Origin of the sequence: Streptomyces marincola, assembly GCF_020410765.1 — a bacterium.
GTDB lineage: Bacteria > Actinomycetota > Actinomycetes > Streptomycetales > Streptomycetaceae > Streptomyces > Streptomyces marincola.
Genome location: NZ_CP084541.1, coordinates 4,166,431 through 4,192,623, shown reverse-complemented (window position 1 = coordinate 4,192,623; position 26,193 = coordinate 4,166,431). Strand labels below are relative to the sequence as shown.

General features: G+C 71.3%; 21 protein-coding genes and 1 tRNA gene. 11 read left to right on the top strand and 11 right to left on the bottom strand.

The annotated features are described in order from the left end of the window. The first annotated feature begins 134 nt into the window (after positions 1-134). Complete coding sequence (locus tag LC193_RS18375; RefSeq protein ID WP_226075620.1) at positions 135-518, top strand: VOC family protein; 384 nt, start codon at positions 135-137, stop codon at positions 516-518. Between the two features lie 112 nt (positions 519-630). On the opposite strand, the gene LC193_RS18370 is transcribed toward LC193_RS18375, so the two are convergent. Next, positions 631-1,728: an acyltransferase family protein gene (locus LC193_RS18370; protein ID WP_226075618.1), complete on the bottom strand. Its 1,098-nt coding sequence runs from the start codon at positions 1,726-1,728 to the stop codon at positions 631-633. 236 nt (positions 1,729-1,964) lie between these two features. Further along, the gene (locus LC193_RS18365; protein ID WP_226075616.1) at positions 1,965-3,467 is read right to left on the bottom strand and encodes a SulP family inorganic anion transporter; all 1,503 of its coding nucleotides are present in this window, start codon (positions 3,465-3,467) and stop codon (positions 1,965-1,967) included. A 406-nt stretch (positions 3,468-3,873) separates the two neighbouring features. On the opposite strand from LC193_RS18365, the gene LC193_RS18360 reads away from it, so the two are divergent. The 7 genes from LC193_RS18360 to LC193_RS18325 all read left to right on the top strand — a co-directional run bounded on the left by LC193_RS18360 (position 3,874) and on the right by LC193_RS18325 (position 14,934). Further along, positions 3,874-4,275, top strand: a complete 402-nt coding sequence (locus tag LC193_RS18360; protein ID WP_226075615.1) for a MerR family transcriptional regulator — start codon at positions 3,874-3,876, stop codon at positions 4,273-4,275. 1,217 nt (positions 4,276-5,492) lie between these two features. After that, positions 5,493-5,882: a hypothetical protein gene (locus tag LC193_RS18350; protein ID WP_226075613.1), complete on the top strand. Its 390-nt coding sequence runs from the start codon at positions 5,493-5,495 to the stop codon at positions 5,880-5,882. Between the two features lie 647 nt (positions 5,883-6,529). After that, positions 6,530-8,071 carry an argininosuccinate lyase gene (gene argH / locus LC193_RS18345; protein WP_226075611.1) on the top strand — a complete coding sequence of 514 codons (1,542 nt, stop codon included), beginning with the start codon at positions 6,530-6,532 and terminating at the stop codon, positions 8,069-8,071. Positions 8,072-8,118: 47 nt separating this feature from the next. Then, the gene (locus tag LC193_RS18340) at positions 8,119-9,291 is read left to right on the top strand and encodes an argininosuccinate synthase (protein WP_226075609.1); all 1,173 of its coding nucleotides are present in this window, start codon (positions 8,119-8,121) and stop codon (positions 9,289-9,291) included. A 23-nt stretch (positions 9,292-9,314) separates the two neighbouring features. Then, complete coding sequence (locus tag LC193_RS18335; RefSeq protein ID WP_226075608.1) at positions 9,315-10,268, top strand: methionyl-tRNA formyltransferase; 954 nt, start codon at positions 9,315-9,317, stop codon at positions 10,266-10,268. Positions 10,269-10,332: 64 nt separating this feature from the next. Further along, positions 10,333-11,181, top strand: a complete 849-nt coding sequence (locus LC193_RS18330; protein WP_226075604.1) for a DMT family transporter — start codon at positions 10,333-10,335, stop codon at positions 11,179-11,181. 459 nt (positions 11,182-11,640) lie between these two features. Beyond that, positions 11,641-14,934 (top strand): S8 family serine peptidase, encoded by a 3,294-nt coding sequence (locus LC193_RS18325; RefSeq protein ID WP_226075601.1) that lies wholly within the window; start codon positions 11,641-11,643, stop codon positions 14,932-14,934. Positions 14,935-15,129: 195 nt separating this feature from the next. Here the strand turns inward: LC193_RS18325 and LC193_RS18320 are convergent, their stop codons facing one another. Beyond that, positions 15,130-15,984 carry an alpha/beta fold hydrolase gene (locus tag LC193_RS18320; protein WP_226075598.1) on the bottom strand — a complete coding sequence of 285 codons (855 nt, stop codon included), beginning with the start codon at positions 15,982-15,984 and terminating at the stop codon, positions 15,130-15,132. Between the two features lie 387 nt (positions 15,985-16,371). Between LC193_RS18320 and LC193_RS18315 the strand changes: the two genes are divergently transcribed. Together LC193_RS18315 and LC193_RS18310 are read left to right on the top strand one after the other, a co-directional pair. Then, on the top strand, positions 16,372-17,415 hold the full coding sequence (locus LC193_RS18315; protein ID WP_226078716.1) for a protein kinase family protein: 1,044 nt from the start codon (positions 16,372-16,374) through the stop codon (positions 17,413-17,415). A gap of 647 nt (positions 17,416-18,062) precedes the next feature. After that, a tRNA-Tyr gene (locus tag LC193_RS18310) sits at positions 18,063-18,144 on the top strand. Positions 18,145-18,306: 162 nt separating this feature from the next. On the opposite strand, the gene LC193_RS29115 is transcribed toward LC193_RS18310, so the two are convergent. Next, positions 18,307-18,585 (bottom strand): hypothetical protein, encoded by a 279-nt coding sequence (locus LC193_RS29115; protein WP_318842167.1) that lies wholly within the window; start codon positions 18,583-18,585, stop codon positions 18,307-18,309. A 50-nt stretch (positions 18,586-18,635) separates the two neighbouring features. On the opposite strand from LC193_RS29115, the gene LC193_RS18300 reads away from it, so the two are divergent. Next, positions 18,636-18,836, top strand: a complete 201-nt coding sequence (locus tag LC193_RS18300) for a hypothetical protein (protein ID WP_226075596.1) — start codon at positions 18,636-18,638, stop codon at positions 18,834-18,836. A 392-nt stretch (positions 18,837-19,228) separates the two neighbouring features. Here LC193_RS18300 and LC193_RS18295 read toward each other — a convergent pair whose 3' ends face one another. From LC193_RS18295 to LC193_RS18265, 7 genes are all read right to left on the bottom strand, one after another. Beyond that, positions 19,229-19,993, bottom strand: coding sequence for a GntR family transcriptional regulator (locus LC193_RS18295; RefSeq protein WP_226075594.1), 765 nt, complete (start codon positions 19,991-19,993; stop codon positions 19,229-19,231). A gap of 117 nt (positions 19,994-20,110) precedes the next feature. Next, positions 20,111-20,815 (bottom strand): deoxyribose-phosphate aldolase, encoded by a 705-nt coding sequence (gene deoC / locus LC193_RS18290; protein WP_226075592.1) that lies wholly within the window; start codon positions 20,813-20,815, stop codon positions 20,111-20,113. A gap of 74 nt (positions 20,816-20,889) precedes the next feature. Then, positions 20,890-21,345, bottom strand: a complete 456-nt coding sequence (gene rbsD, locus LC193_RS18285; RefSeq protein ID WP_226075591.1) for a D-ribose pyranase — start codon at positions 21,343-21,345, stop codon at positions 20,890-20,892. A gap of 48 nt (positions 21,346-21,393) precedes the next feature. Next, on the bottom strand, positions 21,394-22,968 hold the full coding sequence (locus LC193_RS18280) for a sugar ABC transporter ATP-binding protein (RefSeq protein WP_226075590.1): 1,575 nt from the start codon (positions 22,966-22,968) through the stop codon (positions 21,394-21,396). Further along, complete coding sequence (locus LC193_RS18275) at positions 22,968-23,996, bottom strand: sugar ABC transporter substrate-binding protein (protein WP_226075589.1); 1,029 nt, start codon at positions 23,994-23,996, stop codon at positions 22,968-22,970. The genes LC193_RS18280 and LC193_RS18275 overlap by 1 nt, the downstream gene beginning before the upstream one ends. A 62-nt stretch (positions 23,997-24,058) precedes the next feature. Further along, a complete protein-coding gene (locus LC193_RS18270) occupies positions 24,059-25,057 on the bottom strand; it encodes an ABC transporter permease (protein WP_226075587.1) in 999 nt (332 codons plus the stop codon). After that, complete coding sequence (locus tag LC193_RS18265) at positions 25,057-25,983, bottom strand: ribokinase (protein ID WP_226075585.1); 927 nt, start codon at positions 25,981-25,983, stop codon at positions 25,057-25,059. Before LC193_RS18265 ends, LC193_RS18270 begins: the two co-directional genes overlap by 1 nt. Between the last annotated feature and the right edge of the window lie 210 nt (positions 25,984-26,193).

Below are 26,193 nucleotides of genomic sequence, written 5' to 3'. Positions count from 1 at the left end.
CGCGCCGCACGGGACCCGGGCGATTCACCGCCCCAGCGCAATCCGCCCGCCACCGCGCACCGGACCGGGCCGCGCACGCGGGGGCGGGCGAAACCGGGTGGCGTCCTGAGGGATCATCGGGAAGGCTCTCGCACATGGTTTCCGTAGTACAGAATGTGGCGATCGACTGTGCGAACGCCTATGAGCTGGCCCGGTTCTGGAGCGAGGTGACCGGCTGCCCGAATCACCCGGAGGACGTACCGGGTGACTCGGAGACCCAGGTGCTGCTGCCCGAGGGCCCGGTGCTGCACTTCAACCAGGTGCCCGAGCCCAAGACGGTCAAGAACCGGATCCACCTGTGCCTGCGCCCGGACACCTCGCGCGAGCAGGAGGTGGAACGGCTCCTGGGCCTGGGCGCCACTTTCGTCGCGGACCACCGCAACGCCGACGGCTCCGGCTGGGCCGTTCTCGCCGACCCGGAGGGCAACGAGTTCTGCGTCCTGCGCAGCGCATCCGACCGGGCCGCCGCCCCCGCGTGACGCGGCGACGGCGGAGCCGCACTCGCAGGCCTGTGCGCCCAACGGCGTTCACCTCGCTCCCCCGGTTCGGCGACCAGGCGTTCCCGGGTGGCGGCGACCACGCGGGAGGCTGTCACCGGTTCCCTCTCTCCCATTCGGTGCTCCTCTCTCCCGCACACCCGCTCTGACCGCCGAGTCGGGCGATGCGGGGCTGTACCAGGGGCCGGGCGAGCCGGCGTACCGGTGGTGAGGCGAGGGCGGCGGCGAGCAGGGCCGCGCCGGCGATGACGGCCACGTGGCCGTGCCAGTGGTCGGCGTGCTCGTGCAGCCCGTGGTGGCGGGCGGCGCGGATGAAGAAGATGTGCAGCAGGTAGATGTACATGCCGCCCGCGCCCAGGTAGGTCACCACGGGTATGCGGCGGCGCGGGACCAGGTGGACGAAGCAGACGGCGACGGTCGCGCCGAGGGCGATGAGGGCGGCGCGCACGAGCCAGGCGCCGGCCGCGCCGAAGACCTCGCCCTCGCTTCCGTAGGGCCCCCGCATGGGCAGCCAGGCCAGCCGGACGTCGTCGCGCAGGAACCACATGCAGGCCATGGACCCGGCGACCACCAGGCCGCTGACCGGCCGGGCCCGGCGGGCGGTGAAGAAGGCGTTGAGGTCGCCCCGGCTGATCTTCCACCCCAGCACGAAGAACGGGAAGAACGCCACCGTGCGGGCGGCCGAGAACTCGGTGCCGAACTCATCGAAGTAGCCCACGGCCAGCGCGGCCAGCACCGAGGCCAGGAACGGGTGGGGCAGCAGGGCCACATACGGCAGCGCGACGCGCCAGAAGATGAGGCTCAGCAGGAACCACAGCCCCCACGCCGGATCTCCCAGGGAGAAGTCCCACGCGCCGGTCAACAGGCGGATCTGCGCGGCGTGCAGCACGCTGAACACCAGGTAGGGCACCGCGACGGACTCCACCAGCCGGCGGATCTCCCGGGCCGTGGGCGGCTCCGCGCTGCTGAAGCAGCCGCAGACCAGGGCGAAGACCGGCAGGCGCAGCGCCCACGTCGCCAGGTACAGCCACAGAACGCCGTCCGCGTACCGCAGTTCCTCGACGGCGTGCCCGATGACGACCAACGTCCCGGACAGGTAGCGGACGTTGTCCCAGTGCGGGTCGCGCACCGCGCCGCGCCGCCCGCCCCCGGAGACCGCCGCCCGCGCCTGCGCCGCACTTCCGGCCCGCATCCCCGTCTCCCTCTCACCGATCCTCGACGCCCGCGCACCCCGCGGGCCAGGAGTCGTCGTCTCGCCCCTGGGCCGGCCGCCGGGGAACCTCGCGCCCTTCCCGCTGCCTACAGGTCCGCCCGGCCGTCAGCGTTCGACCGCGCGGAGTCACCATGAGGTGCGGCAGCGGGGTCGACTCAGCCGCCCGGCGCGGCGGTCGCGGCGCACCGGCCGGTGCCGCGGGGTGTCCGCCGCGTTCAGTGGTTGCCGGTGAGGTGTCCGGCGAGTTTGTCGCGTATGGCGGCGCTGGGTGCGTTGAGGCCGATGATGGTGACCTTCTTGCCGCGTTTGGTGTATTTGGTTTCGATGGCGTCGAGGGCGGCGACGGTGGAGGCGTCCCAGATGTGGGCGTCGGAGAGGTCGATGACGACGTCGTCGGGGTCCTCCGCGTAGTCGAACTGGTGGACGAGATCGTTGGAGGAGGCGAAGAACAGCTCGCCCGTGACGGCGTAGACGGCTTGTCTGCCGTCGGGGTCGACCACGCCGGAGACTTCGGCGAGGTGGGCGACGCGGCGGGCGAAGGCGATCATGGCGGTGATGACGCCCACGACGACGCCGATGGCGAGGTTGTGGGTGGCGACGACGACGATGACGGTCACCGCCATGACGACGGTCTCGCTGACGGGCAGCTTCTTCAGGGTGGCGGGCTGGATGGAGTGCCAGTCGAAGGTGGCGACCGAGACCAGGATCATGACGGCGACCAGGGCGGCCATGGGCATGTCGGAGACCACGGGGCCCAGGGCCACGACGAGGACGAGGAGGAAGACGCCGGCGAGGAAGGTGGACAGGCGGGTCCTGGCGCCGGAGGTCTTGACGTTGATCATGGTCTGGCCGATCATCGCGCAGCCGCCCATGCCGCCGAAGAAGCCGGTGACGACGTTGGCGATGCCCTGGCCGATGGACTCCCTGGTCTTGCCCGAGCGGGTGTCGGTGATGTCGTCGACCAGCTTGGCCGTCATGAGCGATTCCATGAGCCCGACCAGCGCGAGCGCGAAGGCGTAGGGGGCGATGGTCGTCAGGGTCTCGAAGGTGAACGGCACGTCGGGCAGGCCGGGGGTGGGCGGGGAGGAGGGCAGTTCGCCCTGGTCGCCGACGGTGGGGACGGCGATGCCGGCGGCGACCGTGATCACGGTGAGGGTGACGATGGCGACCAGGGGGGCGGGGATCGCCTTGGTGATGCGGGGGAAGAGGACCATGAGGGCCAGTCCTGCGGCGATGAGCGGGTAGACCGCCCAGGGCACGTCCGTCATCTCCGGGACTTGGGCCATGAAGATCAGGATGGCCAGGGCGTTGACGAAGCCGACCATCACGCTGCGGGGGACGAAGCGCATCAGCCTGGCCACCCCCAGCGCGCCCAGGGCGATCTGGAAGACGCCGCCGAGGATGACCGCGGCGACGAGGTGGCCCAGGCCGTGGTCGTGGTTGAGCGGTGCGATGACCAGGGCGACGGCGCCGGTCGCGGCGGAGATCATGGCTTTGCGTCCGCCGACGACGGAGATGACCACGGCCATGGTGAACGAGGCGTACAGGCCCACGCTGGGGTCGACGCCGGCGATGATCGAGAAGGAGATCGCCTCGGGGATCAGGGCCAGGGCGACGACGAGGCCGGCCAGCACCTCGGTGCGCAGCACCCTCGGCGAGGCCAGGAAGTCGGGGCGGGACCAGCGCGCCTTCCCGGCCGCGGGCAGTGCTTGGGACATGTGTGTGGTTCGTTTCTGTTCGGGGGACGCGCGCGTCCCCCGACGCGCGCACGTCGTGCTCAGCTCCGCGGTGTGAGCGGGGGCGGAGGTGGCCGGTCGCCCGCGTCCGGCTGGATGGCCCGGCGTCCGCGCCGGGCGCGGTTCGGGCATCATTGCCCGGGAGTCCGCGGATGCCGCGGGGCGACCGCGAGCCGGATGGCGTCCGGCCCGGGGTGTGGGCCCCGGTCCGCGCGGCCCGGGGCAGGCACACCAAGACTCTACCCTAACGTGAGGGAAGGGTTTGCCGCCGGCCGGTGAAGAACGGGCGAACGCCCCGCCCGGGGCCGTGGCCGCCCGCACGCGGCCGGGCGGCCGGGCCGGGGCGGAGCGGAGCGATGGAACGGGACGGATGGGAGCGGGCGCGGCGATGACCGAGCGGCAGATGCAGATCGGCGAGGTGGCCGAGCGCACGGGGTTGTCCCTGCGCACGATCCGGCACTACGAGGAGGTCGGCCTGGTCGTCCCCTCCGCCCGCAGCAAGGGCGGCTTCCGCCTCTACACCGAAGCGGACGTGGACCGGCTGATGGTGATCCGCAGGATGAAGCCGCTGGACTTCTCACTGGAGGAGATGCGGGACCTGCTGGAGATCACCGACCGCCTGGCCGCCACCGACGGCCCACCCGGCCAGGACGAGAGGGCACGCCTGCGGGAACGCCTCGACGCCTACCGCAAGATCTCCGAAGCACGCTGCGAAACCCTCCGCGCCCGCCTCGACATGGCGGAGGACTTCGCCGCCACACTCCGCAGGCGGCTCGACGCCACGGCGTGAACGGGCGGACGCGCGCACCCGGGCGGCACGGCGCGGCCCGGGAACGGCCGGGAGGGCGGCACCGGCGACGACGGACCGGCCGATCCCTACTCTGACGCAAGGGTAGATTCGCACCGCGGCGAACCGCCGGAACGCCGGTGCCGGTACCGCGTGCGACTCCCGCGGGACCTGCGACGGTGGCGGTCACCGGCCAGAGGCGGCTCCGTCGGCCGGACGCACGGCCAGGGCCTTGAAGAACGTGTAGTGGAACGTTCCCGCGCCGCGCGTCGGCCGGCTCCTCGCACCGCCGAAGCACCGGGACGCCATGGTCGACGCGATCGGGACCCACCTCCCGCGGGCGGAGGCGCACGGCGCCGCGCTTCCACGGCATCGAGCAGCGGACCGTCGCCGATGATGCCGCCTGGCAACGGCGCTGAACCGCCGAGCGGTTGTCGTTCGGCCCGCGCACCGCACCCTCCTCGACCCGCAGGTGGCGCCGCCGGCGCAACCCCATCGGGTGGGCGGCCGTCGCCGCGCGGAACGGCCGCGCCGCTTCCGCTCGCCAGTCGACAAGCAGCGGCAGGTCCCGGTCGGCCGTGCGCAGGCCCAGTCGTCCGATGTGCGGAACGGTTCCGTCCGCGCCATCCATCCGGCCGAACACCAGCCCCTCATCGGCCACCTCAAGGCGGCGCAGCAGGCGGGCCAGGCGCTCGGCGGCGGCATCGCGCTCGCACGCCTCAGCCGCGGTGCCGGCCGAAGCCCTCAGGACGTCCGCCAGTTGGGCCCGCGCAGCCGCCGCCCGCTCGTCGAGCAGCCTGTACATGGCGGCCACGTTCGCCCGCTCCGCCCGGACCTGCCTCGCGGCACCCTCGGTGAGCTGCGGCAACGGCGGGCACCCCCTCGGCCCGGCCTCCACTGTGCGGCCGAATCCCCGGAAAGGTAAGGCTTGACTCACTTGTCCGGGTCAGCCGCCCGAGCCCTGCCCGCCGCCGCGCCCGAGCCGGGCGGGGTCCGCGCGCCACTCCGCCGTGCGAGGCGGCGTTCCGGCCGAGACGCTGCGCGGCCTCCGCCCGTCCGGCAGCCGGGCAAGACGCGTACCCGCCAATTCCCCCATGGCTCACGATGACCGGCCACCCCAACTGCGCCACGACATCTGCACGGAATGCCCATAACATGCCGAGCGAGCCGCGCCGGACACCGTGGCGGCGCGGGACGAACCGAGTGCAGAGGTGGGCGTCATGGGCTTACGGAAACTCGCAGGGTCCCTACTCGCCGTCGCGGCGGCATCGCTGGCCCTGGCCGGGCCGGCGCACGCGTCGGCCTCCCCCTCCACCACGGTGGTCGGGGAGAAGATGTCTCCGGCCACGCTGTCGACCGGCTCGGCGCAGGCGCAGGACATGAGCGCCCAGAACGTGAACTGCGTGAACCCGTCCTTCAACTACGACGGCAACCAGTGGTACTTCTACGTCGCCTGCTCCGCCACCGGTACCACGCAGTGGTGGGCCGTGGTCACCTGTTCCGACGGCAGCGTCAACGTCGCGGGACCGAACACGGGCTACTGGAGCGTCCAGGTCTACTGCCCGCCCGGCACGACCCCCGTCGAGGCGTGGGTCGAGTACACCCCCTGAGCCCCGCACCCGGCTGACGCACAGCCCGCCGCCCCGCCCGCACCACCGAACGCCCCGGGCGGGGCGGTGGGCTGTCCGGGGAGAGGCGGCCGAGGGCGGGGAACAGCCAGGACGTACCGGGGTTCGTGAGGGCGGGGCGCTCGCCTCCGGCGGCTGATCGCCTTCCGGACCCCGGTGACCTACGCACCTCCCCACCGGCGACCGACATCGCGACCTGGGCCTTCACAACTCCCACGCGATACGAGTGACCGAGAATGGCGGGGCGCGATCCGGCCGTTCTGGATGCGAGATCTTGTGCGCCGCTGTTACGGCCACTTGACTACGGTTTCACACAACCGCAATGCTCGTGGCCGTCCTCTTCGGGCGCTGCCCTCGCCCGTGATGAGGAACCGAGGCGCGCGGAAGTGAGAAGCGAGGGAGGCGCTTTTCCCATACTGCCGCCGCGGACGGGGGTGAACCGGCGGTCCGCGACACGAGAACCCGGCCGACGCGTCCTGGACGGGCTTTGGGGCGTTCCCCGGGTCGCGCTGCCGGGCCGCCACTGGTCCGACCCCTGCCCCGTGAATCCTTCGCCTGCCCACGGCCGCCGGAATTGCCCGTGGTATTCGGCGTTTTCCCGTTCGACCTTCATCTACAGAGGATCGTTGATGACAGAAAAGTTATGGGGTGGCCGCTTCGACGAGGACATCACTCCGGACGTCCTCGACTACACCCTCACCACGGACGTCGACGTACGCCTGATCTTCGCGGACCTGTGGCAGGACATCGCGCACGTCCTGATGCTCGGCCGTCAGGAAATCATCCCGGGCGAGACCGCTCGGGCCGTTCTCCGCTCGCTGCTCCGGCTCTGGGAGGAGCACGAGCGAGGGGAATTGAAGCTGCGCCCCGAGTTGGAGGACGTCCATTTCAACATCGAGCAGATGGTCATCGAGGACCTGGGGCGTGAGACCGGCGGCCACATGCACACCGCGCGGTCCCGCAACGACCAGGTGTCCACGGACGCCCGCATGTATCTGCGCCGCGTGCACGTGAACGCCGTCGCCGCCAATCTCGCGCTCATCGATGTACTGCTCTCCTTCCCCGAGGACGACCTGCTGGCGATCCTGCCGGGCTACACGCACAGCCAGGCCGCGCAGCCGGTGTCCGTCGGCTTCTGGAAGACCGCGCACGCCAGCATGCTGCTGCGCGACGTGCGGCGCCTGCGCGGCGCGTTCGACCGTGCGGACGAGTCACCGCTCGGCGCCTGCGCGCTGGCCGGCACGTCGTTCCCGCTCGACCGCGAGCTCACCGCGCGGCTGCTCGGGTTCCGCAGCGTGCTCAGCCACGCCCTGGACGCCACGAGCGCCCGCGACTACCTCATGGAGAGCGCGGCGGCCTTCGCGATCGGCGGGAGCAACCTGTCCCGCATGGCGGAGGAAATCGTCATGTGGAGCGGGCACGAATACTCCCTCGTGGAGGTTTCGGACGCCTATGCCACCGGAAGCTCGATCATGCCCCAGAAGAAGAACCCGGTGGTCGCGGAGCTGGCCCGGGGCAGGGCAGGGCGCACCGCGGGCACGCTCGTCCAACTGCTCACCATGGCCAAGGGCATCACCCTCGGCTACAGCTGCGACCTCCAGGACGACAAGCCGTACCTGTGGGACGCCATCGACACCTACCTGTCCACGCTGCGCGTCTTCACCGGGCAGGCCAAGGGCCTGCGTTTCGACAGCAAGCGCGGCGAGGACCTGTGCTGGGACAACTTCTCCACGGCCACCGAACTCGCCAACCACTTCGTGGCGGAGCACGGGATCGCCTTCCGTGAGGCGCACCACATCACGGGCTCCCTCGTGGGGGCCCTGCTCAAGCGCGGTGCGACCCTGCGCGACACCAAGGCCGGAGCGGAGATACTCACCGGGCTCGGCCACCCGGTCGCGGAGTCCGTTCTCGCGCACATCCTGGCCCCCCGCACCGCGCTGACCAGCTACACCAGCCCCGGGGGCACGTCTCCGCACAGCGTCGAGGCCGTGCGTGCGGAACTGCGCGAAGCGGTGGAGGACCACACGGCGTGGCTCGACCGGACGCGGCGCGGGCTCGACAGCGCTCTGTCGGACACGCTCCGGGCGGCTCGCGAGATCGTCGACGGCGGCGACTTCGCGGAGGTGCTCGAACGCGCCACCGCCGGTCTTCCCCCCGTCACGCGGTCCTGAGCGGTCGCTCAGAACTCATCCGCCCGTCTCATCTCCCTGGAGGACGCATGAAGATCGTGCTCGCCTACTCCGGAGGACTGGACACCTCCGTGGCACTGCACTGGCTGAAGGAGCGGTACAACGCCGAGGTCATCGCGTTCTGCGCGGACATCGGCCAGCTTGAGTCCCTGGACACCGTGCGGGAGCGCGCGGTGCGCACCGGTGCCTCGCAGGTCCGCGTCGAGTCGCTCACGGACCGGTTCCTGAAGGACTTCGCGCTGCCCGCCCTGCAAGCCCACGCGCGCTACGAGAACAAATATCTGGTCGCGGCTCCGTTGTCCCGGCCGCTGATCGCGCAGCGCATGGTCGAGATCGCGCACGCCGAGGGCGCGGACGCGGTGGCGCACGGAGCCACGGGTAAGGGAAACGACCAGGTGCGATTCCACACCAGCGTCACCGCGCTCGACCCCCGCCTGAAAGTGCTCGCTCCTGTCATCGACTGGGAACTCACCTCCCGCGATTCGGAACTCGCCTACGCGCGCAAGCACGGTATCGAGGTGTCGGTCAACCAGGAGAACCCCTACAGCATCGACACCAACATATGGGGCACGAGCATCGAATGCGGTGAGCTGGACGACATTTCCCAGGCACCGCCGGCCCGCGCCTGGCAACTCACCACGGACCCGAAGTCGGCACCGGACCGGGCGGAGCGGATTCGCCTCGGCTTCGAGGGCGGCGTCCCGGTCGCCGTCGACGGCGAGAAGCTGACGTTCGCCGATGTGGTGCGCCGGGTCAACAGGATCGCCGCCCGCCACGGTGTGGGCCGCGTCGACATCGTCGAGAGCCGCCTCGTGGGATTCAAGACGCGCGGCCTGTACGAGGCCCCGGCCGCGACAGTCCTCATGGCCGCGCACGAGGAACTGGAATCGATCGTCCTCGACCGCGAGGTTCTCCACCACAAACAGGCGATGGCCCTGCGGTACGCTGAACTCGCCTATTACGGCTACTGGTTCTCCGACCTCCGCCGCGCCTTCGACGGCTTCGTTTCCACCCTGCAACCCCGGATGACGGGCGACATCGACATAGAGCTCTACAAAGGCACCTGCACCGTCGTCGGCCGCAGCTCGCCCCATTCCCGGTACAACAGCTCGCTGGCCACCTATGAGAGCGGCGACACATTCGACCACAAGGCGGGCGCGGGCTTCGCCTACGTCTGGGCACTGCCGCTCACGCGGCCCTGACAGCAGAGGAAGCGAGGAAACACATGCGCATTGTCTTCATGGGTTACCAGACGTGGGGACACCGCGTCCTCGATGCCCTGTTGAAGTCGGAGCACGAGGTGCCCCTCGTCATCACGCACCCGATGAGCAACCACGCCTACGAGACCATCTGGAACGACTCCGTCGTCGACCTCGCCCGGAAACACGACTTACCGGTCCTGGAGCGCAAGTACGCCAACGACGGCGAGGTGGCCGAGCAGCTGAAGCGGCTGCGGCCCGACCTGCTGGTCTCCTCCGACTGGCGCACCTGGGTCGCTCCGCACATCTACGGCCTCGCCACGTACGGAGCCATCAACATCCACGACGCGCTGCTGCCTCGGTACGGCGGCTTCGCGCCCCTCAACTGGGCGCTGGTCAACGGCGAGTCCGAGGTCGGCGTCACCGTCCACTTCATGAACGAGGACTTCGACCTCGGGGACATCGTCGTACAGAAGCGCGTGCCGGTCGAGGACGGCGACACGGTCACCGACCTGTTCCACAAGACCGTCGAATTGTTCGCCCCGGCGACTCTGGAAGCCATCGAGCTCATCGGCTCGGGCCGGACGGACTGGCTCAAGCAGGACCCGGAACAGGCGACGTTCTTTCACAAGCGTTCCGTCGAGGACAGCAGGATCGACTGGACCCTGCCCGCGCGGGACATCGTGAACCTGGTCCGCGCCCAGGTCGACCCGTACCCCAACGCGTTCGCCTACTACAAGGGCCGGCGCATCCGTATCCTGGACGCCGCCGAGTCCCGCGCCCGGCTCGGCGGCACGGTCGGCCGTGTGTTCCGCCCCGAAGGCGACGGCGTGGCGGTCGTCTGCGGCCCCGGCGCGCGCCGGGGCACCGAGCGCGGACTCGTCGTCGAACGGCTGCGTACCGACGACGGTGCGGAGTACCGCGCGGCCGACTTCTTCCGCACCATGGGCGGCTACCTGACAAGCCACCCACAGGGGTGATCGACCCAGGACCGGGCGGCCCTCCGTCCATGGGCCACCCGGCTTCCCCCGCAAGGAGTCCTCGTTGAACCTGTCCCTGGCCCTCGCCTCGGCGATGGTGCTCGGTGCTGCCGACTTCGCCGGCGGCTTGGCGGCCAAGCACACCCGCGCCTTCGTGGTCGTCTGCTGGTCGAACGCCGCGGGTCTGCTGACCGCGCTCGCGTTCGCCGGGCTGCTCTCCCGCGGCGACACCGGGCTGCCCGACGCGCTGTGGGGCGGACTCGCCGGGCTGTGCGGCAGCACCGGCGCCATTCTGCTCTACCACGCCCTGGCCAACGGGGTGATGGGCCTCGTCGCGCCCACGACGGCGGCTGCTGCGGCGGCCTTGCCGGTTGTCGCGGGAGTGATGCTGGGAGACCGGCTCACGGCGCTCGCCGTGGTCGGCGTGCTCTGCGCCCTGGCCTCGGTACTCCTGGTGTCGCTCACCGGCGACGACTCGGCCGGCGACAGGAACCGGGGCAAGGCACTGCGCAGCGTGGGGCTCGCCGTGGTCGCCGGCGCCGGCTTCGGGCTCTTCTTCGTCTTCCTCGCGCGCACTCCGAGCGAATCGAGCTTGTGGCCGCTGGTCTTCGCCCGGTGTGCCTCTCTCACCCTGCTGCTCGGCATCGGACTGGCCAGGCGGACGTCGGTCCGGCTCCAGCCCCGGCCCGCCCGCCTCGCAGTGCTCGCCGGAGTGCTCGACATGGGATCGAGCGTGCTGTTCCTGATCGCGGTCAAGGACGGCGCCCTGGCCATCGTCGGCCTGCTGGCCTCCCTCTACCCGATCAGCACGGTGCTGCTGGCGCATTTCCTCCTCGGGGAACGGCTCCGCCGCGTCCAGTACCTGGGCGCGGTACTGGCGGTGGGCAGCGTCCTGCTGCTCGCCTGGGGTTGACGGGGCCGTCCGGCCGCCTCCCTGGCACTCGTCCGCGAGACGTGCGAACGGCCCGGCGTCCCGTCGCGGTGGAGGGGGCGTTCCCTCTCGGGAAACCGGGCTGCCGTGCCGGCGGTCTCCCCCGGCACCGCTGCCTCGCTCTCCGCCGGGCGGACGACGGGGTGTCAGCAGCCGTGGCGCGTCCCGGCATAGCCGTTGCCGGCTGCGGAGTATAACGATTCATTCAGTAACGGGGAACCCGTCCCGCACCGCGCCCCGAGCCCGCCACCGCGCCGTTCCCGCCCTCTCGCGGGCTCGATCCGTGCCCGTGACGACGGCAAAGTATTCGAACAAGGGCGTTAGCCTCCTCACACACCTTTTCGGTTTTGCACCCTCCGCTCCCGCCGAAACTCTTGCGGGGAGATCGTGAACAGAACTCCCCGAAAGCGCACACCAACGCAAAGGGAGCACACCAGCGCCATGTTACGCACACGTAAAGAACGGTCAGGAGCGTTCACGGGGGCGGTGGCCGTCGCCTCGGCGACCGCCCTGGCGCTCGGGCTGGCAGGACCGGCCTCCGGACAGGTGCAGGCTGTCCGGGGAACGGCCGAGCAGATCGCGGCCGGGGACGGCAGGACCCTGACACTGATCACCGGTGACCGCGTACTCATCGACAGCCAGGGCGAGTTCGCCGGGCTGATACCCGCCGAGGGACGCGAGTCGATACCCGTGCGGACCGCGACCATCGAGGGGGAGGTCCACGCGATTCCCCTGGACGCGGTGCCGCTCATCAACGAAGGCGTCCTGGACCGCGCGCTGTTCAACGTCGACGGGCTGAGCCGCGAGGAGTACCGGGACATCGGCGGCCTGCCGCTGATCGTCCGGTACGACGACGCGGAGGGCGCGGAGGACCTGCCGGGAACGGAGGGCGCGGAGGTCACCGCCGATCTCGACGTCATCGACGCGGAGGCGCTCACCGTCTCGGCCGATGAGGCCGCCGGCATCTGGGCGGCACTCACCTCGGGAACGGGCGTCGAGTCCGTCTCGCTCGACGGCATCGTCGAACAGGCCCTGGACGAAAGCGTCTCGCAGATCGGCGCGAACGAGGTCTGGGACACCGGGTACGACGGCACGGGCGTCACCATCGCCGTGCTCGACACCGGCATCACCACCCAGCACGCGGACGTCAGCGGCAAGGTGCTGCAACACGTCAACTTCTCGGCGTCCGCCGACACCGCGGACCGGCGGGGCCACGGCACCCACGTCGCCTCCATCGCGGCCGGCACCGGGGCGATGTCCTCCGGCCAGTACACGGGCGTGGCCCCCGGCGCCCAACTGCTCAGCGGCAAGGTGCTCGACGACAACGGCTCCGGCTTCAAGTCGGACGTGATCGAGGCCATGCAGTGGGCCGTCGACGAGCAGGCCGACATCGTCAACCTGAGCCTGGGCTGGCCGACGGACAACCTCGACGACCCGCTGGACGACGCCGTCGACGCCCTGTCGGCCCAGTCCGACACGCTCTTCGTCATCGCGGCGGGCAACGAGGGCCCGGGCACCCGGACCCTGCGCACCCCGGGGGTCAGCGAGTCGGCGCTCACCGTGGGCGCCGTCGACAAGTCCGACGTGCTGGCCGACTTCTCCTCGCGCGGGCCCCAGTACCTGAACGGGACGATCAAGCCGGACGTCACCGCGCCCGGCGTTGACATCGGCGCCGCCGCCTCACCCGGCAGCCGGGCCGAGACGACCAACCCGGCCCTCGCGCCCGGTTACGTCGCCCTCGACGGCACCTCGATGGCCTCCCCGCACGCCGCCGGCGCGGCGGCCCTGCTGAAGCAGGCGCACCCCGAGTGGGGCGGCGAGGAGATCAAGGCCGCCCTCACCGCGTCCGCGGTCCCGGGCGACTACAGCGCCTTCGAGCAGGGCGCCGGCCGCATCGACGTCGCGGCGGCGCTGGAGCAGACGGTCGTGGCCGACCCGGTGTCGATCAGCTTCGGCAGCGTGGAGTGGTCGCCGAACCCGACGACCATCACCCGGGACCTCGTCTACCGCAACCTGGGCGACGAACCGGTCACCCTCGACCTGGAGTTGGCCACCCGCGGCCCCAACGGCGCCGCCGCGCCCGCGGGAACGTTCACCCTCCAGGACGACCAGGTCACCGTGCCCGCCGGCGGCACGGCGGGAGTGCCCGTGGTCGCGGATCTCGCCCCGGCCGGCACCGGCCACGGGTTCTACGACATGACCGTCACCGCCACCGGCGGCGGGCAGACCGTCACCACACCGGGCGCGTTCAACCTGGACCAGGCCGACTTCGACTTCGACGTCGAGGTCCTGGGCGCCGACGGCGAGCCGGAGACCGCCTGGACCATCTTCTTCGCGGACGTGCGCACCGGGCGTCTCCACCAGTTCTCCAGCGGCTCCTCCCGGGACATCGTGCTGCCGCACGGCAGTTACACGATGGACCTGATCGTGCGGGAGACCGGCGAGAACGGAGCGCCGAACGGAAGGGTGTGGCTGGTCGACCCCAGCTTCGTCCCGGTCGAGGACATGACGCTCTCCTTCGACACCACCGTCGCCGAGCCGATGTCCCTGAGCGTGCCCGACCCCGAGGCCGACCTGGCCTCGCTCAGCGTCGGCTACCGGAGCGTGGGCGCGGCCGAGGGCGATCTGGGCGCGCACAACTACCTGTCCGTCTCCTCCCCGACCGAGAAGCTGCGCACCGCGCAGATCGGACAGCTGGACGCGGGTTGGGAGTTCAGCTCCTACGCCAAGGCGGTCCTGCACGCGGACGGCAAGGAATACCACCCGATGGACCAGCGGACGGGCTCCTTCTACACCGGCCTGGACCGCGAGATGCCGTTGTCCGAACTGGCCCGGATCGACGTGGCCCAGGGCACGACCCTGCCCGACCGCGACGGCATGATCGTCGTCAAGCCGCCGGTGACGAGCTGGACGACCCCGGTGCAACGGCCCCTGCCGACCACGACCGAGGTGTGGGTGCAGGGCGGTACCGAGCCCTGGAGCCTGGAGTTCCGGCAGATGAGGGGACGGTTCGAGGAGGTCACCCTGGTCGCCGACCCGGTCGCGTACCAGGCCGGTGAGACCTACGACTACACCTTCAACGCGGGCGTGTTCGGCCCCGTGCTGGGGGCGGACGACGGGCTCTTCCGGCAGGGCAACACCCTGTCCGCCCGGCTCTACCCCTTCGCCGACGGAAGCGGCCACCGCGGGACGACCGGCTACCGGGAGCTGTTCGCCACGCTGTACCGAGACGGCCAGGTCCACGGGCGCAGCTACACCCGGCTCGACGAAGTGGACTTCGACGTCCCCGCCGGCGAGGCCGACTACCGGCTGGTCTGGGAGTTCGACCGGGACGACTCGGACGGCGACATCCCGCCCTCGGCGGTGAGCACCCGCGTCGTTCTGGACGCCACCTTCACCTCGGCGGAGGTCTCCGGTGACACGCCCGTCGCGCTGCCGTTCAGCGTGGTCCGGTTCACGCCCGGCCTCGGGCTCGACTCGACCCTGCCCGGCGGGCAGACCACCGGCATCCCGGTGACCGTTCAGGGGTCCGCGGCGAACGGCGGCCACCAGTCGCTGACCGTCTCCTACTCGGCGGACGGCGGGACCACCTGGACCCAGGCCCCGCTGGTCTCCGGCGCGGCCCAGGTCGCCAACCCGCCCGCCGGGGGCAGCGTCTCCCTGCGGGCCGAGGTGACCGACGCCCAGGGCAACACCACGACCCAGACCATCATCGACGCCTACCTCACCTCCTGACCGCAAGCCACCGGAACGGTCCGCGCGTGGCGGTCCCGGGCCCACCGGCCCAGGACCGCCACCCGCGCCCCGGCGTCCCGCGACTCGCCACCGTGCACGCGGGCGGTGGGGCCTCGACGCCGACGCACGTTTCTCACACGGATGGTCGAGCAGCCGAGCCCCGTCTCGCGCCGGGACACCGCAGGAGGCGACACCTCACCGAGTCCGCCGCAGGGCAGTCATGCCGGCGATCGCCGCGGCGAGTGCGGCAGGTTGGGACAGGAAAGGTGAGTGGGAGGAATCAAGTTCCGTGACCGTCGTCGGGGAGGCCGACACGGCGTCGATCTCCTTGATGAACCGGTGTTGCAGCGCCAGGGGGACGGCGTTGTCGCGGGCGCAGGTCACGTAGGCGTGCGGGACGCCGCCGTAACGCCGCGCGGTGACGGTCAGTGCCTCATCGGGGATGCCCACCGAACCATCAGGACTGAGCAGGGCGATCGCGGCATCCGCCGTGCGGTCGTCGACGTCGTTGTAGAAGACCTCCTTGATCTGGTCACGGCGGTCCGGGTCGCCGAAGTCGATGCGAGCCGCCCCGACCACCGCGGGGTCGGCCGCCAGGAGTTGGAACAGCTTCTCACCGGCGCTCTCGGGGCAGGTGCCGTAGAAGGCCGCCGGCATCCCGCTCACCGGTGCCATCGCGGACACGTAGACCAGCCCGCCGACGAGTTCCGGAGCGAGTTCCGCCAGTGCGGTGGCGACGGCACCGCCCATGCTGTGCGCCACCACCAGACACGGCCGGCCGGCACCGATCGTCCGTATCGTCTCAGCGAGTGAGGCCGCCGCGGACGACGCGGTGATGCCCCTGACCGGTGAGGGTTCGGTGGCGAACGCCTCCGCGTCGAACGGCCGCGCCCATCGACTGCTCAACCTGGGGCCGCGAAGCCCGTGTCCGTCGAGGTCGACCGCGACCGACTGGATCCCGCGGCCGGCCAACTGCTCGGCCACCGGGGCCCAGCACCAACTGCCGTGCCAGAAACCGTGTACCAGGACGACCGGGAGGGAGTTGTTCACGCTTCCTCACTCATTCGTGACGTGCGGACCCGGTGGGGAGCACGTGGGTCCGCCAGGGCGGCGACGGAACGTTCTTCTGCACTCGTGCGCTCGGGATGTCCAGTGCGAGCCTCCAGTCTGCCGTCGACGGAAACGCACGTCGGCGGCAGGCGTCCCCCCGCCGCGCGGCGGCTCGACGGCCCGCGCGCCGCGAGGTCCGCTGAACCGCTGAGCCGGGCGAGGCGACGGCGTCCACCGGCGATGGCGGGCACGGCATGGCCACCGCGGCCCGCGGCGCACACGCGGGGCTCCACGTCGTGAAAGGGTGGCGGCAGCTCCTGCCCGGCGTTCGTCGGCGTGCTGCGCGAGAGGCGGGGGCGGCTGGAGGCACAGGTGACCATCCCCGACATGTCGCGCGGTGCGCGGCTGGCCGCCCACGGTGCCGTTTCCACGGCGCTGACACTGCGCGGTGACCGCGGACTGCGTGCACTCGTCGACGCCGCCCCACCGATCGGCTCCGGCATCGGCGGGACGACCCTGCTGCTCGATGTCGCGGGAACGCCGGTGTTCGTCAAGCGGATACGCCTGACCGACCTGGAACGGCGGCCGGAGAACGTTCACTCCACGGCCAACCTGTTCCAGCTGCCGGACTTCTGCCATTACGGGATCGGCAGGATCGGCAGCCCGGGGTTCGGCGCCTGGCGGGAACTGGCCGTGCACACCATGACGACGAACTGGGTCATCGCGGGCGACCACGAGGGCTTTCCCCTGATGTACCACTGGCGGGTGCTCACCGACTCCGGCCATCCGCTCCCCGAGGAACTGGCCGATGTCGAACGGGCCGTCGCCCACTGGGGAGGCGGGCCGGAGGTGCGCGGCCGGATCGAGGGCCTTCAGCGCTCGTCGGCCAGCCTGCTGCTGTTCCTTGAGTACATCCCGCGGAACCTGCACGACTGGCTGGGCGGGCAGATCAACGCCGGGGCCGAGGCGGCGGAGCGGGCCTGCGCCATGGTGGAGAGCGAACTGCGGGCCGGGATCTCGTTCATGAACGCCCAGGGGCTGCTGCACTTCGACACCCACTTCCGCAACATCCTGACCGACGGCCGGCGGCTCTTCTTCGCCGACTACGGCCTCGCCATCTCCTCCCGCTTCGAGCTGGCACAGGACGAGGTCCACTTCTTCGACCAGCACCTCACCTACGACCAGTGCTACAGCGTCACGCACCTGGTGAACTGGCTGGCCGTCGCTCTGTACGGGCACGGGCCCGAGGAACGCCGGGCGTTCGTGCGCACATGCGCCCAGGGCACCATCCCCGCCGACATCCCGGCGTCGGTCGCGGCGATCCTCACCCGCCACGCCCCGGTCGCCGCGGTGATGGGGGACTTCTCTCACCGATTCCAGCAGGAGAGCCGGACAATCCCCTACCCACCGGTCCTGGCCGGACCACTGTGAACCGACGCACCCGAGCCCGACACCTCGCCCCGCCCACCGCCAAGGTCGATGCGGCGTACCCGGCCCGGAACAGGCCCCAGACCGAACACGGCCCGCCCCGCGTTCCCGATGCCCCCCGATGTCGAGAGGGCGCACGGGGAACAGCACCTCACGGAATCGATCACCTGGGGGTCTGCTCCCCGCACCCGCGGGGCCGTTCCCGCGGACCGTCGGGCTCTGGTGCTGCGCCACCCCATCATGCGCACCGACGCCATCCTCCTGCTCGAACCCGCCGCCCTCATGCCCCACGCCCCCGACACGGTCATCGAGGCCACCACCACCGCGGCAACCCCCTGAGCCACCTCGCCACCCGCAACCGGTAACCGGACCACCCGACCCATTCCCACCGCGACTGACCAGCGGCCACGCAGGGCCGGACCACAGCACCGGCCAGAACCGGCACGCACCCCGCCCTTCGAGCGACACACATGGCCACCGCCTCCCGCCGCCACCGAAAGCCGGCACGTACCGAACAACAGCAGCGGCGACGCGGCCAACGCCAAGATCGTCGCCCGCCTCACCGAGCGGAACGGCCCGTGCCCGAATCCGCCCGCACAACCGAGTGGCGGACCACCCCGGGGGATCAGGTATCGTTTACCGCGTTGCGAGGCGGTGTGCCCGAGCGGCCAAAGGGAGCAGACTGTAAATCTGCCGGCTCAGCCTTCCCAGGTTCGAATCCTGGCGCCGCCACTCCAACACAACGGCCTCTGGCCTGCGGAAACGCAGCCGGGGGCCGTTCTCGTTCTTTCGAACACTCCGCAGGCGCAATGCGGCTAATGTCCCACTTCGTCCCACCGGATTCCGCGTCCTGACCAGCGCGTGTGGGGTATTTGTGGGACAGTTTCGCGCCTTCTAGAGGCCGCGGCGCGGCTCCCCGAGGCGTGCCGCGATCCTGGCGTTGGCCGCGTCGTCACTGTTGTTGACGAACTTCGCGTACACCCGCAGCAGCACCGCAACGCTGTGCCCGGCGCGCTTGGCGACCGTCTGCGGATCGACGCCGCCGCCGAGCCACGCCGACAGCCCTTCCCCGCCGAGGAGCAGACGCTTCCGGACGCCGTGCGCCAGACCCTTGACTGCCTCGTGGCCCGCCGCGGCATCGACGCGGTGGTGGTCGCCGCGCCGACCCGACACTGTTCGCCCAGCTCGCCGGGTACATCGGCCAGGTCAGCACCACCCTGGACGTGTCGCAGACGGACCGCCTGGAGCTGGAGCGCGTCGCCCAGGACCTCCATGCCGAGGCGACCTCCGAGAGCCCCGAGCCGGGTCGCCTGCGCCAGTTCGCCACCCAGCTCAAGGACAAGCTCCTGGAGGCCGGCACCACCATCGCGGCCACGATGGGTGTGCGGATGGCCGACCAGGCCCTCGCCGCGCTGGTGCAGTAGCCGTTGCGGCAACGCCACGGGCCTCAACGGATCAGCCGTGCCGTTCCGGACGATCTCCGGTGGCCTTCGGGCGACAGCCGCGTCTGGGCGGTCGGATGGGGCTGCGTCAGTGTGATGGGGAAGTTGCTGGGGGTGTGGTGGGGAAGGCGAGTCGGGGGAAGCAGAGCCGGAGCCGTGAGCAGTCCAGGGAGCGCTCCGCGATAGCCGCAGCGCGCGCGGCGCACCGGGCCAGGGTGGAGTCGCTGCGGGATCTTCCGGACAACCGGTTCATGCGCGCGTTCTGTGTTCGGCGTGTCGGGAACGTGCGGCGGACTCGGCGGTGCGGATGGCCGGCAGGTGCGCGGCGGCGCGCGCCGCGCTCCTCTCGCCGGAGGCGCCCCGCGCAGCGGGAATCAGCGGCGGGAGAGGAGCGAGGTGACGTGCAGGCGGCCGCTGTGGATCCAGACGTCGGAGTACTCGACGGGCCGGTCGTCGGCCAGGTAGGTGACCTGCTGGAGGTACTGCACCGGCGCGCCCGGCGTCAGTTCCAGGGCGTCGGCCACGTCCCTGGCGGCCGGTTCCGCGCTGAAGGTGCGGCGCGCGGTGGCGATCTTCAGGCCGTAGGTGCCCTCCAGCACGCCGAAGAGGCTGGCGCCGGTGAAGTCGACGCGTTCGATTCCGGGGGTGACGTCGGTGCGCACGTAGTTGTAGAGCAGCGCGACCGGACCCTCGTCGGTGCGGCGCAGCCGCACCAGCTCCAGCACGGTGGCGCCCGGCACTATGTCGAGCAGCGCGGCGACCGGCCGGGGCGGCTCGATGAGCGAGCAGCGCAGCACGTCGGTGCTGGTGACGACGCCCTGGTGGGCGAAGTCCTCGGAGAGTGTGGTGAGTTTCTGCGCGATGGCGGGCTCGATGGTGGTGGAGGTGACGAACGTGCCGCGGCCGCGCACCTGCCGCAGCAGCCCCTCCTCGATCAGCGTCGCCAGGGCGCGGCGCACCGTGCCGCGGCTGACGCCCAGTTCCTGAGCGAGTTCCGGTTCGCTCTTGAGCCGGTAGTGCGCGGGCCACTCGCCCATGGCGATGCGCGACCTGATGTGTTCCGAGATCTGGGCGTGGATCGCCATGGGGACATCCCGTTTGATGTCCGGGCGGTCCGCCTCGTTCGGCGTGGCGCTCACGGTCGCTCTTCTCTCCGTATCCCTGCGTGTCAGCGTGCGTGCGGGCCCTCACCGACCCGCGCGCACGACGCCCGCGGTCCCGGCCGGGTGTGCCGGCCGGGACCACGGGACGGGCGGTCAGTAGCTCGTGGTGCTCTCGTCGCCGGTGTCGGTGACGATCGAGATCCCGGCACTGGTGCCCAGCAGGACCGCGCCCGCGCGGAGCAGGTCGAGCGCCTGCCGGTAGGTCTTGATCGAACCGGACGCCTTGACGAGGACTCCGTCACGGGCCCGCTCGACAAGGTATCGAATGCTCTCCGGGTTCGCCGTCTCGATCTGCCCGCTGCTGGCGTTCTTCAGGTACTTCGCGCCGGCCTCCATGGCGAGTTCGACCGCGGCCTGCTTCTCCGCTTCCGTGAGCAGGGGCAGTTCGAGCATGACCTTGACCGGCAGGCCGCTGGCCCGGACGACGCCCGCGATGTCCTCTCGGAAGTCGTCGTACCGGCCGCTCTTGAGCCAGCCGACCTGCACGCCGATGTCGAGCTGGGTGGCGCCGAGCCGGGCGATCTCCGCCGCCTCGGCCGCCTTGCCGGCGCTGGTCATCACCCCGACGGTGGGGAAGTCGAGGGCGGAGGCGACCTCGATGCCGGTGCCCCGCAGCTCGGCGGCGACCAGGGGCACCCAGGAGGCGGACACCATGGCGGCGTTGAAGCCGTGGGTGACGGCCTCCCGGGCGTGGGCGACCATGTCGTCGCGGGTGGCGTCGGCGTCGATCCGGGTGTGCTGGATGTAGGGGGCCAGCTCGGCGGGCTGGAGATCCGTGGTGGTGAGGGTTTCCGTCACGTCAGGTCGTCTCTCTGTACGGTGCGTGCTGTTGTGCGGTGCGTGCGAGGGGTGGCCCGGGGTGGGGCCGGCGGTCAGAGCTTGTCGGCGTAGTAGTCGGGCGCGATGACGCCGTCGCCGCCGAACCACTTCGGCACGTCGACGCCGCAGAACAGGCCGATGTTGCCCCAGGGCTCGAACGCGCCGGTGCGCACGATGACCTTGGCCTGCCGGGCGGTCCCGCCGAGCATCTCGGCGTGCGTGCGGGTGGTGAACTCGGCGTCGGCGAACCGCTCCTTGAGCCACTCGTCGAGCCGCGGGTTGTTGCTGGGCACGTCGTCGGCGCGGACCACGCCCTCCACGACCAGCTCGTCGGCGATGAGGCCGAGCACGGTGCGCAGGTCCGGCAGGTTCTCGGCGAGGGCGAGGTCGACGCGGTGGGCGTCGCGGGGGATGGGGAAACCGGCGTCGACGACCATGATCAGGTCGGTGTGGCCGAGGGTGGCGAGGGCGCCGTTGAGGCGGTCGTTGAGGATTCCCGTGCGCTTCATCGTCGCGGTCCTTCCATGGGTGGGGGTTGGGTCTGGTGGGTGGGCCGGTCAGGCGGCCGACTCCGCCGGCGGGTCGCCGTCGGCCGTCGTCATGCCGGTGGCGAGCGCCATGATCGACTCCTCCGTCGCGGTGGCGGTGTCCACCACGTCGGCCAGCCGGCCCTGGCTGAGCACGGCGATCCGGTCGGTGAGCGTGAGCAGCTCCGGCAGGTCGGAGGAGGAGCACAGGATCGCCAGGCCCTGTTCGGCCAGCGCGAACAACTGCTCGTAGATCTCCGCCTTGGCGCCGACGTCGACACCGCGGGTGGGCTCGTCGAGGATGAGCACGCCCGGGTCGATGGCCAGCCAGCGGGCCAGCACGGCCTTCTGCTGGTTGCCGCCGGACAGGTTGGTGATCGGCTGGTTCAGGCTGGCGGTCTTCACCCGCATCCGGGTGGCCCGCTCGCCGGCGTCCCGGTCGAACGCGCGGCGCCGCACGAAGCCGAACCGGCTGAGCGTGCCGGTGGTCAGCACGCCGATGTTCTCGCCCACGCTCATCGTGGTGAGCAGACCCTGCGCGCGCCGCTCGCCGGGCACGAAGGCGAGCTTCCGCTCGACGCTGCTGATCGGGTCGCGCCGCGGGTAGTCGGTGCCGAGCACCTCGACGGTGCCGCCGGTGCCCTTGTCGCCGCCGAAGATGTTGTGCAGCAGCTCCACCCGGCCGGAGTCGGGCAGCCCGGCGACGCCGAGGATCTCGCCCGGGCGCACGTCGAGGGTGATGTCGGAGTGCCGGCGGCCGCTGAGCCCGGTGACCGCCAAGGCGGGCCGCCGGTCGGGCCGGCCGCGTCGCTCCCGCTCCTCGAACTGGCCGAGTTCCCGGCCGACCATGGCGGCGACGGCCCGGTCGGGCGTGGTCTCGGCGGTCCGCCAGGAGGCGACGTGGCTGCCGTCCCGCAGCACCTCGATCTGGTCGGTGAGCCGGAAGATCTCCGGCATCCGGTGCGACACGTAGAGCATCGTGGTGCCGGCCGCCTTCAGCCGCGCCATCAGCGCGAACAGCCGCTCGGCCTCGGCGGGGGTGAGCATCGCGGTCGGCTCGTCCAGGATCAGCACCCGGCAGCCGCGGGCGATGGAGCGGGCCACCACGACCAGCTGCTGGGTGGCCAGGTCGATGGACCGGGCGGTGGCGTTGGGGTCCAGGTCCAGCTCCAGCTCGCCGAGGAGTTCCGCGGTGCGGTCCCGCATCTGCCGGCGGGAGGGGAACCAGCGGTGCCCGGGCTCGACGCCGGCCAGCACGTTCTCGGCGACGCTGCGGTCCGGCAGCAGCGACAGCTCCTGCGGGACGATCGCCACGCCGTGCCGGCTGAGCACGGTGCTCGGGTCGAAGGTGGTGACCTCTTCGCCGAACACCGTGACGGTGCCGGAGCTGGGCGGCTGGAGGCCGGCGAGGATCTTCAGCAGGGTGGACTTGCCGGCGCCGTTCTCGCCGAGCAGCGCGGTGATCTCGCCGGTGGGGACGTCGAACCCGACGTCGGTCAGGGCGCGGACCGGGCCGAAGTTGCGGCTCAGCCCCCGGACGCTGACGGCGGGTGTGCCGTCCCCGGCCGCGGTGGGCCGCCCGGTCGGTGCGGTGCGGGTGGCCATCAGCCCTCCACCGTGGCGTCGGCGAGGTTCTCCTCGGTGATGAACTGGGAGCCGGTGTCGACGCCGCCGATCTCGGCGCCGTCCACGAGGAAGTCGTGCAGCACCTTCACCGCCTGGTAGCCCTGCTCTGCGGGGTTCTGGCTGATGGTGAAGTCGACGACGCCGCGTTCGATGTACTCGGCGGTCGCCGGCAGCAGGTCGAAGCCGACCACGGCGATCTCGTCGGCGTTGCCTGACTGCTGGACCCACTGCGCGGCGGCGGTGGTGGAGCAGCAGTCCAGGCCGGCTATGGCGGCCACTCCGGACTGGCCGGACATGGTGGACTCGACGGTGTTGTAGGCGGCGTTGGGCTCGTTGCCGACGTTGACCGGGCCGACCACCTCAAGGCCGGAGTCGGCGAGCGCCTCCTCGAAGCCGCCGAAGCGGTCGTGGGACCAGCCGGCGCCGGTGTCCACGGAGAAGACGACGACCTTGCCGGTGGCGTCCTCGCCGAGTACGTTCAGCAGTTCCTCGGCCTCCGCGGCGCCGGAGCTCCGCAGGTCCTGGCCGACGAAGCCCATCTGCTGGGAGTCCGGGTTGTCGGTGTTGAACGAGACGATCGGGATGCCGGCGTTGTACGCCTGCGCGATCACCGGCTTGAGGGCGTCGCTGGAGGAGGAGGAGACCGCGAGGCCGTCCACCGACTTCTGCTGGATGAGGGTCTGAAGCTCCGAGACCTGCTGGGCGGCGTCACCGCCGGTGGGCCCGATCAACTGGACGTCCGCGCCGAACTCGTCGGCGGCCCGCTCCATGCCGGCGCTGATCGGCGCGGCGAAGGCGAGCGACGGGTCGTGGTAGCTGAGTTTGATGCGCATCGGCTGGCCGTCGTCGATGCGGTCCTGGATGTGGTCGGCGAGCTGGAACCCGCCGTCCGAGGAGGTGGACCCGCCGTTCTCTGCGGTGATCATGCCGCACCCGCTGGCGGTCAGCGCGGTGGCGGCGAGGGCGCCGGCTGCCAGGATGCGGCGGGCGGTGGTGCGAGGGGACATCGGAACTCCTTTGTCGTGTCCGGGCACGGGGCGGTGGGCTGCGCGGGGCGGGGAGGGGGCGGTCACGCCCGGGTCTTGCGCTTCCGCTGCCAGGTGTCGGCGGCCACCGCGGCGATGATCACCAGGCCGGTGACGATGGTCTGCCAGAAGGACGAGATGCCCTTGATGTTGAGGATGTTCTGCAGGAGACCGATGAAGGCGACGCCGATCACGGTGCCCCACATCGTGCCGGAGCCGCCGAAGAGCGCCGCACCGCCGATGATCACGGCGGAGATGACGGTCAGCTCCAGGCCGCTGCCGGTGACGCCCTGCACGTAGGAGAGGAACGACAGGCCGAGCACGCCGGCGACCGCGGCGGTGAAGCCGGAGAGCACGAACGCGGTCAGCTTGACCCGCTTGACGTTGATACCGACCAGGCGGGCCGCCTCCTGGTTGCCGCCCACCGCGTAGGTGTTGAAGCCCAGACGGGAGCGGGACAGCAGCAGGATGCCGACCGCCGCGATCAGCGCGAAGAACACGAACTGCATCGGCACCACGCCGAACAGCCGGCCCTGCCCGAGCAGGTTGAAGTCGGCCACGCCGTCCTGGCTGGAGCTGAGCGAGATCGGCGCGCCGTCGGAGATCAGCAGCGCGACACCGCGGTAGACGCTGAGCGTGCCCAGCGTGACGATGAACGACGGGACGCCGAGCCCGACCACGGCCAGGCCGTTGAGCAGCCCGGCCAGTGCGCCGACCGCGAGGCCGGCGAGGATGGCCAGTGGCCAGGCGCCGCCCTCGGAGATGATCATGCCGGTGGTGATCGCCGACAGGGCGTAGATCGAGCCGACGGAGAGGTCGATCTCGCCGTTGACGATGACGAAGGTCGCGCCGATCGCCATGATGCCGATCTGCGCTATCTGCTGGCCCACCGAGAGCAGATTGTCGGAGGACGCGAAGCTGGGCGACAGCACGGTGCCGAGGGCGAAGAGCAGTACCAGCGCCGCGAAGACTCCGGACTCGCGGGCCTGGAGGAGCGCGCGGAAGTCGAAGGACGCCCGCGCCGGTGCGGTGGTCGTGGTCATCAGGGGGTTCCAATCTCGGTCTTCAGCTGCTCCCGGGTGGGGAGGGCGGGGATGACACCGGCCACGGAGACCGTGTGGGCGCCGGCCGCGGCGGCGAAGCCGACCGCGGTGGTCAGCCGCTGGCCGCCGGCCAGGGCGGTGGCCAGCGCGGCGGTGAAGGAGTCGCCGGCGCCGGTGGTGTCGACGACCCGGGCGGCCCGGCGGGCGGGCACCACCTGTGGGGCGCCGCCCTGGTCGGCCGCGTCGGCGACCAGCGCGCCGGCGCCGCCGCGGGTCAGCACCACGGAGCCGCCGGTGCGGGCGCGCAGCGCGGCGACCAGGTCGGCGTCGCCGAGGCCGTGGCCTTCGGCGAGGCCGAGCAGCACGGGTGCCTCGGTCTGGTTCGGGGTGAGCACGTCGATCAGCGGCCAGTCCTCGTCCGCCAGCGGGCGGGCCGGGGCCGGGTTGAGGAGCGTGTTGGTGCCCTCCTCGCGCCCGATCCGCAGGGCGGCGCTGACCGCGTCGGCCGGGATCTCCATGGAGACGACCAGCACGTCGGCCGCGGCGATCGCCGGGCGGAACGCCGCCACCGAGTCGGCGGTCAGCTCGTCCAAGGCGCCGGGGGCGATCGCGATGCGGTTCTCGCCCGAGGGCTCGACCAGGATGAAGCCGACCATGGTCGCGCCCCGCCCCGTCACCACCTGACCGGCGTCGACGCCCTCCCGCTCCCACAGGGCGCGGGCGGCGTGGCCGTACGCGTCGTCGCCGACGGCGGTGAGGAAGGAGACGTCGGCGCCCAGGCGGGCGGCGCCGATGGCCTGGTTGGAGCCCTTCCCACCGGGGCCTTCGGCGAAGGCGCCGTCCGAGACGGTCTCACCCGCGGCGGGCGCCTTGGGCACCCGCATGGTCAGACCGACCCCGTAGCTTCCGACAACTGCGATCTTCATTGATGCACACCGGCTCTTTTTGTACGTGGACAACCATGAACATGTGGGAGCGTATGTACAGGGATGTTCCCAGTCAAGAGCTCGGAGCGTGTGGAATTCTGTCCGTTTTTTCCGTCCGTTCACCCCCGGCGGCGGCGCCCACCGGCCCGGGCCGGCGCCCGCGCGCGCGGACGTTCCGGCAGAGTGGCCGACCGCCCGTCAAGAGGCGGG